The following is a 15,240-nucleotide window of genomic DNA, read 5'->3' on the forward strand; positions in this document are numbered from 1 at the left end:
ATATCTTCTGGACGGGCAGGTTTCACCTATAATTACAGATTGGATGACTGTAATTTAGGTTAAGGCAAAGAGACTACACCCATAACTAACAAAGTTTGTTTGGGTAGAAATGAATAGAAATACCTTGACCAATTTTTACTTTTTCACTGAAGACTCCCGAACGATCAATCTTGTCTTCAAGAGCTTTACTTCAGGAGCTGGCTCCGGCTTTTTCTTAGATTTCAATTCTATATGACGAATCAATATTCTTGCTGCCTCTTGTCCCATTTCATAACCAGGCTGATCGACAGAAGACAAAGGTGGTTCCATAAGGGAACTGAGTTGCCAGTTACTGAAACCAACAATGGCTATGTCTTTAGGTATTTTTAAACCAGCCTGACGAATGGCCTGCATAGCACCCATGGCTGCAGGATCGTTACTGGCGAAAATGGCATCAGGTTTTGTTTTAAGACTCAATAGTTTTTCAGTAGCTAATTTCCCTTCTTCTGTTGTGCCTTTTGGGCATAGGGCTACCAGACTTTCATCAAATGGTAATCCTGCTTCCGATAATGCTTCTCTGTAACCTTCCAAACGTTGTTTACTGATATGCAGGTTTGGTGGACCTTCCAGGTGAGCAATGCGTTTGCAACCCTGCTCGATTAAATGAAGCGTAGCTTCTTTTGCACCTACTTTATCGTCAACAATTACTTTACTGCTGCCAGGGGTATCATAAATACGATCGAAGAAAACGATGGGCATTCCTTTAGAAAGAATGTTTTCGATATGTTCAAAATCAACAGTTTCACGGCTGATTGACATAAGCATACCATCTACGCGGCTATTAAAAAGTGCTTTTAAATCGCTTTTCTCACGCGCAAGTGATTCATTAGACTGGGTAATGATAATGTTGTAACCGGCACTATAGGCAACATCTTCTATACCGCTGATTATAGTGGAGAAGAAGAAGTGAACAATTTCAGGAATGATAACGCCAATGGTATTGGTTTTACTTGAGCGTAAGCTAAGCGCAACAACATTGGGTTGGTAATTGAGTTTCTCGGCCAGTTCATTAACCAATCTTTTAGTTTCAGGACTAATGTCTGGATGGTCTTTTAAAGCGCGGGAAACAGTGGAAGGAGAGATGCCTAACTCGCGGGCTATGTCTTTAATGGTAACCTGATTGAAATTCATAACGACAAATAAACAAAATTTACCGCAACTTGTTGCACAAACGGTTGAACGAGCTGATTTTCTGCTATTTATTTTGTTTTTCTATTCTAAAAATTGTTTCGTAAATACGTTTTGCACGTCACGCAAATGCCACAATACATTAAAATTTATAATAGACATCTACAGAAAAATCATTGTTGTAGATTTTACTAAGTAACTAATGTTAAGGTGAAGATGGCAATGCCAATAGATACACCGTTGAACAGCCCTGTTTATTGATATTAATTACATAGTGTTTCCAATAAAGGGTGAGGTGTTAGTTAACCAACGGACACCTACTTTTTGATGTACTCGCAAAAATGGCAAAAAACAGAAATCGATTGCGGTTCCGTTTCCGATTTCGATTCCGTGAATAAATGTGCGTTTTACTTACAAATGGTAGCTTTTCATCTCTATTTTCAGGACGAATTAAATGTTAAGTACTCCTTAAATAGTTCATAAAAAGTTCATTTCTAAAACTAAACCTATGTTAAAATTCTACGAAGCACGAAAAAACTTACTTCTGCTTCTTTTGCTTTTGGTCGGCACAAGCGCCTGGGCACAAGAAGTAAGAGTGTCGGGGAGAGTTACCTCATCAGATGACGGTAGTCCTTTGCCTGGCGTAAACATTGCTGAGAAAGGTACAAGCAATGGTACCATCTCAGATACTAACGGTAACTATGGTCTTGCTGTGAAATCTGGTTCTACTCTGATTTTTTCTTTTGTGGGTTATGCTTCACAAGAAGTTGAAATTGGTGGAAGAACAACGATTGATATTGTTTTGGAAACAGATATACTCGCGTTGTCTGAAATTGTGGTTGTTGGTTATGGCCAGCAGGAGAAGAAAGATATTACTGGTGCTGTAACTGACATTTCAACTAAAGACTTTAATAGAGGAGTGATTACCTCTCCACAAGATTTATTAGTAGGAAAACTAGCTGGTGTTTCAGTAACAACAGCTAGTGGTGCTCCAGGAAGCAATGCAACAATCAGGATTCGTAGTGGTTCTTCTTTGAACGCATCTAATGATCCATTGATCGTAATCGATGGCTTTCCAGTAGAGCGATCAGTTATCTCAGGTATTTCTAATCCTCTTGCATCGATCAATCCAAATGACATTGAAACTTTTACAGTTTTAAAAGATGCATCAGCCACAGCTATTTATGGAAACAGAGCTTCGAATGGTGTTATAATCATTACTACTAAAAGAGGTAAAGCTGGTAAGCCGGTGTTCAATTTCAACACAGCATTATCATTCAGCACACCAATCAAATACTATGATGTACTTTCAGGTGATGAATACAGAACTCTGGTGAATGAACTTGCTGTTGACGGCATTTCAGGTATTAACCAAACTGCATTAGACAAACTTGGAACAGCAAATACAGACTGGCAAAGGGAAATCTATAGAACAGCTGTTTCTTCTGATAATAATCTAAGCGCATCAGGTTCAATTAAGAATATTCCTTTCAGAGCTTCTTATGGTTATACAACTCAGCAAGGTATTTTAAGGAATACTGATTTACAGAGACATTCATTGAACTTAAGTGTTACTCCGTTATTTTTGGATAATCATTTAAAAGTTAACCTAAACGTAAAAGGAAGTAACGTTGTAAATAATTTTGGAGAACAAGGTGCTATTGGAAGTGCGGTTACTTTTGACCCTACTCAGCCGGTTAGAGATCCTGATAGTGCTTTTGATGGTTATTTTTCCTGGGCAAATCTTGGCGCAGGTCAAGGAGGAACTTCTAACCCTGTTGCACAACTTGAGCAGACGGATAATGTTGGAACCGTAAATAGAATTTTGACCAATGCTGAAATAGAGTACAAGTTTCATATGCTGCCTGAGTTGAAGCTTAATGTTAATGCAGGATTAGATTACTCAGAAAGTGATGGTTATAATAGAGTTCCTATAACTGCAGAATTTTTAAGAGTGACTAATTCGGGTGTAACAACTACAACAGGTCGTGATAACACTTATTCAGGCGTAAACAGGTCAGCACTTTTGGATGTTTATTTAAATTATGCAAAGGAGATCGGTATTCAAAAATTTGATGTGACTGCAGGTTTTGGCGAGCAAACTTTCCTTAGAGAAAGGTTTTCAAGTTCAGCCTTTGCTGATGGCACAAATTTGAGAGAGGCTTCTGATCCATCAGAAAATTATTTGCGTTCTTTCTTCGGTAGGCTAAACTATTCCCTTAATGATAAGTATTTGATTACTGCTACTATAAGAAATGACCTTTCTTCAAGATTTTCAAAAGATAATAGATCTGGTTTATTCCCCTCCATTGCTGTAGGATGGAGAATTAAAGATGAAGCGTTTTTGGCTAATGTAAATTTCCTTTCGGATTTAAAAGTAAGAGCGAGTTATGGTATAACAGGGCAACAGGATATTGCTAATGATTATCCTGCACTTGCATTGTACACAGCCTCTGATAGCCTTGCTACATATGAATTTGGTGGTGTAAACTATGTTACGCTTAGACCAGAAGAGTATGATGCTAATATTAAGTGGGAAACAACGGCCACGTACAACCTGGGTGTAGATTTTGGAATGTTTGAAAACAGACTAACAGGTTCTGTGGAACTTTACAGAAAGAATACAGATGATCTATTGAGTAACATCCAAGTACCTGCAGGTTCTAACTTCTCTAATTTCTTAGATACTAATATTGGATCAATAGAAAGTAAGGGGGTTGAAGTATCACTTCAAGGAGTCCCCATTTCAAATGGTAAGTTAACCTGGAATGCCGGCCTTAACTTCACTTATGCTACGAATGAAATCACAAAACTACTTTTAGTTGATAACCCTGATTTCTTGGGCCTTGAGCGAGGTAACGTTGGTGTAGCGCAAAATATTCAAAATCATCAGGTAGGATACGCACCCTTTTCATTCTTCACTTTTCAACAAGTTTATGATGCAGCGGGTAAACCGATAGAGGGTTTATTTGTTAATAGATCAGGTGATCCAACTGCAGTAGTTGGTAACAATAGAAATAAGTACAGATATCAAAAGCCTGTAGCGGATTATTTAATAGGTGTTAATTCTAGAGTTAGTTACGTTAACTGGGACTTCGCCTTTTCAGGAAGACTTAGTTTAGGTAATTATGTTTACAATAATAATTTGTCAGGCCGAGCTTTCTATAATAACATATATGGTTTAGATCATTTCAGAAATGTTCCAAGATCTATTTATGATACAGATTTTGTTAATCAGCAGCAGTTGTCTGACTATTATGTACAGGACGCTTCATTTTTTAAAATGGATAACATGAGTTTAGGTTATACACTAAATGATCTTTTTGCATCCAAGTTGAAAGCCAGATTTAGTTTAACAGTGCAAAATGCATTCATAGTTACTAAGTACGATGGCATTGATCCTGAAGTTGATGGCGGTATCGATAACAACATTTATCCAAGACCACGTGTTTTCTTGCTTGGTGTTAATTTAGATTTTTAATCATTAGAAGACCGTTTATATGAAACTAAATAAGATAATCCAACTTTGTGTACTAACTGTGTGCATATTGTTAACTTCTTGTCTTGGAGATCTTGATCTTCAACCAATTGATCCAGACGTAACAACTTCAAGATCTGCTTACAATAGCCCTGAGGCTTACAAACAAGGCTTGGCCAAGTTATATGCATCTTTTATTTTAACAGGTCAGCAAGGTCCTGCTGGTAACTCTGATATTACCACGTCTGATGAAGGAAATAGTAGTTTTCTGCGTCAAATGTGGAACATGGAAGAGTTGACAACAGATGAAGCTGTATGGTCGTATCCAAATGATTTTGGAGGTACTATTTTTAATCTTCATTATCATTCTTGGCTTCCAACCGATGGTATTGGTGCATTTGCCTACGCGCGTATAATGAACTCTGTGGTATTAGCTAATGAATATATCAGAGCTACGGCTGGCTCTTCTGATCCTGATCTTCAACTGTATAATACTGAAGCAAGATTTATTCGTGCGCTATCATACTTCTACGGGTTGAACTTGTTTGGGAAAATGCCATTTGTAACTGAAGCTAATTTACCTGGTGCTTTTTTACCAGAAGAAATTATCAGAACAGACTTGTTTGAATACATTGAATCAGAGTTATTGGCTATTCAAGACGAGATGGGCGAACCAAAGTTTGAATATGGAAGAGCTGATAAAGCTGCTTGTTCAATGTTGTTGGCAAAACTTTATCTAAACGCAGAAGTTTATTTGGGTGCCGGAAATGAAAGATATACACAAGCAATAACTGAGTTAAACAAAGTTATTACTGGTCCTTACTCATTGGCACCAAATTATTTGAATAACTTCCTTGCAGATAACAATACTAGTCCTGAATTAATATTTTCTTTTAATAGTGATGGAAGATACTCACAATCGTACAGCGCAGTATGGACAATTATTAAAGGAAATGCTGGTAATGGTGGATTTTCAGGTCTAAGAACCACCTCTGCATTGGTGGGTAAATTTGCACCAACAGATCCACGCGCTCATTTCTTAAAAGAAGATGTTGGTCAATCATTAGAGATTGAAGCGGTGAACAATACAAAGCAGGGTTATGGTGTTAATAAATTCAGAAATGTAACATCAACAGGACAAATACCTGATGATGGCACAGACTTCATTGATACAGATTACCCTTTGTTCCGATTAGGAGATGCTTATTTAATGTATGCAGAGGCTGTGCTGCGAGGTGGAACTGGTGGCGATATTAACACGGCTGTTGGTTATATCAATCAGTTGCGTAATAGATCAGGTGATCCAGCAATTGGCAATATAACCTCCGGTCAATTAACCCTTGATTTTATTTTAGATGAGAGAGCCAGAGAGTTATACTGGGAAGGTCATAGAAGAACAGACTTAATAAGATTTGGTCAATTCACAGGTGATACTTACTTATGGCCTTGGAAAGGTGGTGTAAGCGAAGGTATAGCTTCAGAGCCATTTAGAAGTCTGTTCCCGATACCAGCTGATGATAGAGCGCTTAATCCAAACCTAACACAAAATGCAGGTTATCCTGGTGGTAATTAATTAAAAACTGAAATATGAAAAATAAATTCTTAATGTTTTTTATGCTCTTGGGACCCTTTTGGATCTCCGGATGCGAGGATAGAGAACTAGCTACATTAAGTGAATCAGTAACAGCAAATACACTTAGTGCACTAGACGGATCAAATTTTGTTTTGACAAAAGATGATGAAGCTGAAGATTTTCAAACATTTACATGGACAGCTGTTGATTTTGGTTTTCCAGCATCTGTAAATTATACCTTACAAGTGGATAGAGCTTCTAATAGCTTTGAAGCACCATTTGATCTTGCGTCAACTAATGAATTATCAGTTACGGTTAAGGTAAGTGAAATGAATGAGGCTCTATTAGCTTTGGGTTTTACGCCTCAGGAGGCAGTATCAGTAGCATTTAGAGTTGTGGCATCGATTGGCAGTGATGTACCTCCAATAGTATCCAGTGCATCAAATGCAGAACTTACTCCCTATGCAACAGCATTCCCGCCTATTTATGGTATGGGTGCAGGTCTGAAAGGATGGGGCCCTTGGCCAGATAATGCAGTTGAATTTCAGAGCGAAGAATTCAATAAATTCCAAACGATTACACTATTAACCAATAACGGAGAAGCCTTTCGCTTTTTTGCGCAATTAGACTGGAACCCAGTTTCTTATAATTACCCATTCTTTACAACTGTAAGTCCTTTGTTTGAAAACGCAGGCGATGGAGATTCTAATTTTAAATTTGTGGGTGCTACAGGTTATTATTCAATTAGTGTTGATCTTACTGCGAAAACAGTAACTGCAGAACCAACTGAAGAGCCTGCATTATATATGATGGGCGCGGCTATTAATGGTTGGGGCCCTTGGAGTGACAAAGAAGTAAAAATGACCTACATCAAGCCTGGCGTTTTTGAAACAACAACTAATTTCCAAGTCGAAGCATTCCGCTTTTTCGCTCAGGCCGCTTGGGAACCAATCTCTTACAACTATCCTTTCTTTGAAAGCGTTGATAGTAAGTTTGAGAATGCAGCTGATGGAGATAGTAACCTGAAGTTTGTTGGAGAACCAGGTGCTTACAAGATTACAGTTAATTTGAATGAGAAAACTGTTGTAATAGGAGATCAACCTGTTCCTAAATTGTTCATGATGGGTGGAGCCTTAAACGGCTGGGGACCGTGGAACGATAAGGAAGTTGAATTGACTTATGTCAGCCCTGGCGTTTACACAGCAACCGCAACTTTCATAAGCGGAGAAATTTTTAGGTTTTTTGGTCAGGCCGATTGGAATCCAACATCCTATAATTACAATTACTTCACAACAGTAGATCCACTTTTTGAATTGAATCCGGGTGATGGAGACAATAACTTGAAATATGTTGGTGCTACTGGTGCGGTTAACATCCGTGTTAACCTTACAACAAAGGTTATTACTGTTGAATAACTTTTATTGAGATGATTACAGAATCAGGAGCATTTTGCTCCTGATTTTTTAATTTTTATTAAGCACTAATATGAAATACTACTTATTTTTTTTCCTTTTTATAGGTGCATTAATTGTTTCTGCACAAACAGTTACAACAAACCCTGCTGTGCCAAGCCCGGATCAACCTTTAACCATTACGGTTAATGTTGCAGGAACTAGTTTGGCTGGTTATGCTTGGAACAACGAAACCGCACCGGTATGGTTATGGGCATGGCTGGAAAAAGGTAGTACTGATATAAATGCTCCAACAAATGTAAACCCCGCAACTGCAGCACAAGATGCAGCTAAGTGTACTAGAATAGGTACCAATCCCGATATTTACCAAATCACAATTACACCTACTACTTTCTTTAACAGGACAGCATCGGAAATCACACAAATCGGACTTAAATTAAAAACAAGAGATTGGAATGATAACAAGCAAACGGATAGCGATCGGTTCATTGATCTTTCTATAAACTTTGCTATTACACTTAGCAGTCCGTCATCCTCATCTTTTTTTGTAGAGAACGGGGAGACAATTGACATTACCGCAAACACAAATCAAAATTCAACCATTGCTTATAAGATCAATGGTGCAAGTATAGCTACCTCATCTGCTGGTGTTAATACATTTACTTACGAGCATATTGTATCAGAAACGCAAGGTTCTATAGAGGTAGTATGTGAGGCCAATAATGGTACAGAAACCACTTCAACATCTTTCATTTATACGCTTCGTTCTACTACTATAAATGAGGTAAGACCGGCTGGTATAATTGATGGAATAAATTACGAGTCGGATCCGACAACAGCAACGATAAGTCTGTGGGCTCCAGGAAAATCTTCAGTTTACGTTTTAGGAGATTTCAATGACTGGGCCATAGATGCAGCATATCAAATGAAAAAAGATGGCGAACATTTTTGGTTGAAACTTACTGGTTTAACAGCAGGTGAGGAGTACGGTTTTCAATATTTTGTAGATGAGACAATTAAAGTAGCCGATCCATATGCCGACAAAATCCTGGATCCTGAAGATCAGTTTATTCCTGAAAGCACATATCCTAATTTAAAGCAATACCCATCAAAAGCATTTAGTAGCAATTGGTATGAAAATCGTGTCTCGGTTTTGCAAACAGCACAAGAGCCCTATCAGTGGGTGGTTACTGATTTTCAAAAACCTGCTAAGGAAAAACTGGTCGTATACGAATTACTTATTCGTGACTTCGCTGATGAGGAAAACAGAAATTATCAAAACCTGATTGATACCCTATCTTATTTGAAGCGTTTAGGTATTAATGCTATTGAGCTGATGCCTATTATGGAGTTTAATGGAAATTTAGGTTGGGGCTATAATCCAACTTTCATGTTTGCGCCTGATAAGTATTATGGCACAAAAAATAAGTTGAAAGAATTTGTAGACAGATGTCATCAAGAGGGAATTGCAGTAATATTGGATATAGCAATGAACCACCAGGATGTGCCAAATACCTACGCGTCAATGTATTTTAATTTTGACACTTTCAAGCCAACACCTGATAATCCATGGTTCAATGTTGACGCGAAGCATCCTTTCAATGTTTTTAATGATATGAATCATGAAAGTGCCTACACTAAAAAATATCTGGATACTGTTAACCATTACTGGCTCAACGAATTTAAAGTAGATGGCTACCGTTTTGACCTTTCTAAAGGCTTTACGCAAACAAATAACCCTAATAATGTTGGTGCCTGGTCTGCATATGATGCTTCACGTATTGCTTTATTAAAGCGAATGGCAGACGTAATATGGTCTCATACACCCGATGCATTTATCATTATGGAACATTTGGGGGACAACGTAGAAGAAAGAGAGTTGGCTCAATATCGCTACCAAGAAGGGAAGGGTATGATGTTCTGGGCAAAAATGACAGATCAATACAATCAAAACACAATGGGTTATCTTGAAAATTCTAACATACGAGGTGTATACCACGCTGAAAGAAGTTGGGAGGCAGCCCATCTTGTCGGATATATGGAGAGCCATGATGAAGAGCGATTGATGTATAAGAATTTAAATTTTGGAAGTCTTAATAATAGCTACAGTACAAAAGATTTGTCAACAGCCCTGAAAAGAATTTCTGCGGCTAACGCCCTATTTCTAACAATACCGGGTCCTAAAATGATTTGGCAATTCGGTGAGTTTGGATACGATAAATCGATCAATCTTTGTGAAGACGGCAGCAACAATAGTAACTGTCGTTTATCACCTAAGCCAACTTTGTGGGATTTTGAAGAGAATGAAGGTAGAAGAATCCTGTTCGAGAAAACTGCTGATTTTCTTAGACTGAGAAATACTTACAATGTATTTACTAACGGAGATGCAACATTTTCCACGGCAAGTTCATTGGTTAAATTTGTTGTGTTAAAGAATTCACCATATAACAGTTCGCCTACTACTGCCAATGAGATGAACGCAGTGGTTGTTTCAAATTTTGATTTGATAGAACGAGCCAGTCTTGTAGATTTTCCTCACACAGGTACATGGTTCGAGTACACTGCAGGTGGTGCGTCTGTTCAGATTACGCAACCTAATTTATCAGTAACAATCGGCCCTGGTGAGTATAAGCTCTATACAGATGTGGCTATTGATGTTAATGTAATTACTTCAGTTGAAGGCGAAACAAATAATGTAGATGCTGTATATCCTAACCCAACCTCAGGTAGATTAGTGCTTCCGGAAGCTGTGCAAATGGAATCAGTAGGCATGACAACATTGACAGGTGAAACACTTGCTTTCAAAAAATTGTCCGATAACGAGATCGAGTTTGATGCAAGACCAGGAATGTACATACTCCGATATACACAAGGTAATAGACAAGTAACACATAAGATTATGAAGTACTAAAATGCCAACGAATGAACAATCGTTTGCGACACTTTATTACAGTTTACGCTAGAGTAAGGCAATCGCATAAGGTATTTTTGAATTTTGAAATTGATGAGCGCAAGAGAGAGCATAATATCAGCGGCCATTTTTGATTTAGATGGCGTAATAGTAGATACAGCTAAATACCACTATTTGGCATGGAAGAAATTAGCGAACGAGATTGGTACAGACCTGAGCGTTGAGGAAAACGAACGCTTGAAAGGTGTGAGTCGAATGGATTCTTTGGACATTATACTTTCATTAGGTGGCTTGCAATTTAGTGAAGTAGAGAAAGTTGCTATGGCTGACAAAAAGAACACCTGGTTTGTTGACTACGTAAACCAGATGAAACCTGATGAGATTTTACCTGGAGCAAAAAATTTGCTGGAATCCTGCAGGGCCAACGGTATTAAAGTGGCTTTGGGCTCCAGCAGCAAGAACGCAAAAGCTGTTCTTGATTTACTAAAAATTGCACACTTATTCGATGTGATTGTGGATGGTACCATGATTAAGAAAAGTAAACCGGATCCTGAAATATTTCTTTTAGGAGCATCATTATTAAATATTCCACCTGATCAATGCATCGTTTTTGAAGATGCTGAAGCTGGAGTTGAAGCTGCCCTGGCAGCAAATATGCGTTGTATTGGTTTAGGCTCTCCGGCACAGTTAGGCAAGGCAAACCTTGTTATTCCAGATTTAAAGAATTTTACTATTGAGGACATGATTAATCTTGTCCCCATTCACTAAGAATTGTTGAAGATATGAAATGGCCTTTTCAAAGTTTTCAAAAAAACATATTGATGAAGTTAACCATTCCATGTGTCCTTAATAATTAATTAAAAATTTCACATGAAACAGTATTTGAAGCATGATGCTTGGAAAATAATCGAAGAAGGATTTACTCCGGCCAACAATAGAATATCAGAAAGCGTCTTTAGCATTGGAAACGGACGCATGGGGCAACGTGCCACTTTCGAAGAGCAATATTCAGGAGATACGCATCAAGGTAGTTATGTAGCAGGTGTATATTATCCCGATAAAACAAGAGTTGGTTGGTGGAAAAATGGTTACCCGGAATATTTCGCTAAAGTACTTAATGCGCCAAGCTGGATTGATATTGATGTTTCCATTGAAGGAGAGGTGCTGGATTTAGCTAAAGCTAAAGTTGAAAATTTTAAACGCGAACTAAATATGCAGAATGGTCTGTTAACCAGAACATTCATAGCAACATTACCCAGCGGAAAGCGAATAGCAGTGGACGCAAAACGTTTTTGCAGCATGGCTGATGGCGAAGTAGGAGCGATTCGATATGCAATAACACCATTAAACTTTTCAGGTAATTTATCTGTCGTGCTTCCTGTAGATGCGGATGTTGAAAATAAGGATGCAAACTATGATGAAAAATTTTGGGAGGAGATATACAAATCAGCCGATATAGACAGAGCAATCGTAATAGCTGAAACTAAAAAGACAAAATTCCATGTTTGTACCGGCATTAATTTTCTTACAAAAGAAAATGATAAAGTAAAACCAGTAGTAGCTAAATCAGAAACGCGCGATAAGTACGCTGCTATTACTTTTAATTATGATTTAAAGGAGAACATCACTTTCAGTATTGAGAAATATGCTGTTGTACTTTCCAGCGAAAATCATAAAAAGGATTTATTGGTTTCGGCAGCAGAACAGAAACTTCGATCTATTAAAACGGAAGGCTTCGACCGACTCTTTGATGCACATCAGAATAATTGGTTAAAGCGCTGGCAGGGTGCTGATATAACCATCGAAGGTGATATCGCGGCACAACAGGGTATAAGGTTTAATATTTTCCAGTTAATGCAAACCTACACGGGCGATGATGAGCGATTGAACATTGGTCCAAAGGGCTTCACCGGTGAGAAATATGGCGGAAGTACTTATTGGGATACTGAAGCGTATTGTTTGCCTTTTTACTTGGGCACAACAGACGAGAAAGTAGCAAGAAATCTTTTGGTGTACAGATACAAGCACTTGCAGAAAGCTATTGAGAATGCTGCAAAGCTTGGCTTCACCAATGGTGCTGCGCTGTATCCGATGGTTACCATGAACGGTGAGGAGTGCCATAATGAGTGGGAAATCACTTTCGAGGAAATTCACCGTAATGGTGCAATCGCTTATGGCATCTACGACTACATACGTTACACAGGAGAAGAAAAATACTTGACACAGTATGGGCTGGAGGTTTTAATTGGTATCTCCAGATTTTGGGCACAACGTGTTAACTGGTCTGCTGATAAAAAGAAGTATGTAATGTTAGGGGTTACCGGCCCGAATGAATATGAGAATAACGTTAACAACAACTGGTACACTAACTTAATTGCTGCCTGGACTTTAGAATACACACAACAAGCAATCGATTTTGTAAAGATTGATGATAAGGCTGCGTATGAAAAACTGGTGAAGAAGGTTTCTTTTAATGAGAAAGAAGAAACAGCAAAATGGTCTGATATCAGAACCAATATGTACTTGCCAGAAGATAGCAAGCGTGGCCTCTATTTACAACAAGATGGCTTTCTTGATAAAGAATTATTAACAGTAGATAAGCTTAGAAAGGAAGACAGACCACTTAATCAAAAATGGTCATGGGACAGGATATTACGCTCTTGCTTCATTAAGCAGGCAGATGTGTTACAGGGCATATACTTCTTCGAAGATCGTTTTTCTTTTGATGACTTAAAACGCAACTTCGACTTCTATGAACCAATGACTGTTCATGAGTCATCGCTCTCACCTTGTGTACACGTTATTCTAGCCTCTGTGCTGGGCTATAAGGAGAAGGCTTACGAGATGTACTTACGCACTTCAAGACTCGACCTGGACGATTATAACAATGATACGGAAGATGGTTGCCATATTACCAGTATGGCGGGTACGTGGATGAGCGTTGTAAAAGGTTTTGGCGGTATGCGTGTGCGCGATGGTAAACTATACTTCAATCCATTTATTCCGGATCAATGGAAGTCTTACTCTTTCAAAGTTGAGTTCAGAGGAAGGGTTATTTTAGTGAACGTTAGCAAAGCATCAACTGATATTAAGGTAATTTCAGGCGATCCGCTGGAGATAATAGTGGGAGAGGAGAAAGAACTCGCTTAAGTTGGTTGTTAGTTGTTAGTTGTTGGTATTACGATCAACCAACAACTAACAACCACCAACGATATTTTAAAACTCCTTAGCATCAAGCTTTGCGAAGTACTTACGGGCTTCGGCCATTACTTTGGGTGCAAGCACAAATCCCGAGAGCATAGTCGGGAAGGCCATCAAGGCGTATGCGATATCAATAACATTCATTACGTCAGTCATAGAAGCAACAGCACCAACTATAATAGTAGAGAGGTAAAAGTAGTTATAATAATGTCCTGCCTTTGCACCAAATAAAAAGGACATGCCTTTGCTGCCATAATAACTATAAGAGAATAGAGAAGTAATAGCAAAGAAGAATGCACTCAGCAGCAATAACAGCTTACCTGGTGTGCCCAAAGACATTTCAAATGCACTGGCAGTAAGTGATACCCCACTAGCGCCTGATGTCTTCCAAACATCTGTTACTAAAATAGCAAGTGCTGTAAGCGTACAAACTATGAGTGTATCAATCATAGGACTCAACATTGAAACGAGACCTTCTCTGATAGGCTCTTTACTTTTAGAAGCGCCTAATGCCATAGGGGCGGTACCTATACCAGCTTCGTTAGAGAATGATGCTCTGCGAACACCTGCAACAATCAACCCCCCTACAATACCACCTAGTGCCGGTTCTCCACGGTAATTATCTGCAGCAAAAGCATCTGTAATTACCAACCACAAATAGTCTGGTACTTTTCCAATATTCAAGAGTATAATTGTGAGAACCGATAAAAAGTAAACAACAATCATAACAGGCACCATTTTGCCCGCCCAACTACCGATGCGTTGTATCCCACCAATAATAACCACACCTGCAATGATGGTTAGTACACTACCAATTACAAACTTGGCTATGCCAATATCAAAACCTAAAAAATTGAAAGATGCAGTTTTGGCACTTTCTGAAGTAATACCAATATCAATAATCACTTGTGTTAATTGGTTGGCCTGAAAAATCGGCAAACAACCCACCATAACACAAAGTGAAAAGAGTACTGCTAATGGTTGCCAGGCTTTGCCCATGGCTTCCTTTATTACATACATTGGGCCACCTTGAATCACACCTTCACTGTCTTTACCTCTGTACATAACTGAGAGTGTGCTAGTAAAAAAATTGGTACTCATACCAACAAAAGCTGTAACCCACATCCAGAATAATGCACCAGGGCCACCAATGGAAATGGCTGCAGCCACACCCGCTATGTTTCCCATGCCTACAGTTGAGGCAAGTGCCGTAGAGAGTGCCTGATAGGCATTGATATGACCAGGATCGTTAGGATTATCGTATTTACCACGAAGAATGGCAATAGCATGCGTAAAATATTTGTATTGAATGAATCCTGAATAAAAGAAAAAGAAGAGCCCCCCCAGTATAAGTAAGAACAAAACAGGTGTCCAGACATTTGTTGCTAATTCACTGATAAACTCACTCATATCCAAAAAATTAAAGGGCTAAAATAGGACTTATTCCTTAATCAACAATTTTAAGCGAAAAAAGTGAAACGCCTTTAATACACCCATA

At 38.5% G+C, this 15,240-nt stretch carries 8 protein-coding genes; 6 read left to right on the plus strand and 2 right to left on the minus strand.

The genetic code is table 11. The features are described from left to right. Positions 1-135: 135 nt before the first annotated feature. Positions 136-1,170: a LacI family DNA-binding transcriptional regulator gene (locus SanaruYs_RS16965; protein WP_127123785.1), complete on the minus strand. Its 1,035-nt coding sequence runs from the start codon at positions 1,168-1,170 to the stop codon at positions 136-138. Between the two features lie 505 nt (positions 1,171-1,675). Between SanaruYs_RS16965 and SanaruYs_RS16970 the strand changes: the two genes are divergently transcribed. The 6 genes from SanaruYs_RS16970 (at position 1,676) to SanaruYs_RS16995 (ending at position 13,691) form a co-directional block, all read left to right on the plus strand. Beyond that, complete coding sequence (locus SanaruYs_RS16970; RefSeq protein WP_127123786.1) at positions 1,676-4,648, plus strand: SusC/RagA family TonB-linked outer membrane protein; 2,973 nt, start codon at positions 1,676-1,678, stop codon at positions 4,646-4,648. Between the two features lie 58 nt (positions 4,649-4,706). Further along, positions 4,707-6,218 (plus strand): RagB/SusD family nutrient uptake outer membrane protein, encoded by a 1,512-nt coding sequence (locus SanaruYs_RS16975; protein ID WP_246011933.1) that lies wholly within the window; start codon positions 4,707-4,709, stop codon positions 6,216-6,218. 14 nt (positions 6,219-6,232) lie between these two features. After that, on the plus strand, positions 6,233-7,633 hold the full coding sequence (locus SanaruYs_RS16980) for a SusE domain-containing protein (protein ID WP_127123788.1): 1,401 nt from the start codon (positions 6,233-6,235) through the stop codon (positions 7,631-7,633). Positions 7,634-7,703: 70 nt separating this feature from the next. Then, a complete protein-coding gene (locus tag SanaruYs_RS16985) occupies positions 7,704-10,541 on the plus strand; it encodes an alpha-amylase family glycosyl hydrolase (RefSeq protein WP_127123789.1) in 2,838 nt (945 codons plus the stop codon). A 93-nt stretch (positions 10,542-10,634) separates the two neighbouring features. Further along, positions 10,635-11,309 carry a beta-phosphoglucomutase gene (pgmB, locus tag SanaruYs_RS16990; protein ID WP_127123790.1) on the plus strand — a complete coding sequence of 225 codons (675 nt, stop codon included), beginning with the start codon at positions 10,635-10,637 and terminating at the stop codon, positions 11,307-11,309. Positions 11,310-11,411: 102 nt separating this feature from the next. Next, the gene (locus tag SanaruYs_RS16995) at positions 11,412-13,691 is read left to right on the plus strand and encodes a glycoside hydrolase family 65 protein (RefSeq protein WP_127123791.1); all 2,280 of its coding nucleotides are present in this window, start codon (positions 11,412-11,414) and stop codon (positions 13,689-13,691) included. A 66-nt stretch (positions 13,692-13,757) separates the two neighbouring features. On the opposite strand, the gene SanaruYs_RS17000 is transcribed toward SanaruYs_RS16995, so the two are convergent. Then, positions 13,758-15,152, minus strand: a complete 1,395-nt coding sequence (locus SanaruYs_RS17000) for an alanine/glycine:cation symporter family protein (protein ID WP_127123792.1) — start codon at positions 15,150-15,152, stop codon at positions 13,758-13,760. Positions 15,153-15,240 lie beyond the last annotated feature (88 nt).

The sequence above is a fragment of the Chryseotalea sanaruensis genome (genome assembly GCF_003990915.1).
GTDB classification, from domain to species: Bacteria; Bacteroidota; Bacteroidia; order Cytophagales; family Cyclobacteriaceae; genus Chryseotalea; species Chryseotalea sanaruensis.

What these genes read in the sequence shown, in the direction of transcription:
- SanaruYs_RS16995 (WP_127123791.1), top strand. Translation starts at nt 11,412, where the DNA reads ATGAAACAGTATTTGAAGCATGATGCTTGGAAAATAATCGAAGAAGGA.
- pgmB (WP_127123790.1), top strand. Translation starts at nt 10,635, where the DNA reads ATGAGCGCAAGAGAGAGCATAATATCAGCGGCCATTTTTGATTTAGAT.
- SanaruYs_RS16985 (WP_127123789.1), top strand. Translation starts at nt 7,704, where the DNA reads ATGAAATACTACTTATTTTTTTTCCTTTTTATAGGTGCATTAATTGTT.
- SanaruYs_RS17000 (WP_127123792.1), bottom strand. Translation starts at nt 15,152, where the DNA reads ATGAGTGAGTTTATCAGTGAATTAGCAACAAATGTCTGGACACCTGTT.
- SanaruYs_RS16980 (WP_127123788.1), top strand. Translation starts at nt 6,233, where the DNA reads ATGAAAAATAAATTCTTAATGTTTTTTATGCTCTTGGGACCCTTTTGG.
- SanaruYs_RS16970 (WP_127123786.1), top strand. Translation starts at nt 1,676, where the DNA reads ATGTTAAAATTCTACGAAGCACGAAAAAACTTACTTCTGCTTCTTTTG.
- SanaruYs_RS16965 (WP_127123785.1), bottom strand. Translation starts at nt 1,170, where the DNA reads ATGAATTTCAATCAGGTTACCATTAAAGACATAGCCCGCGAGTTAGGC.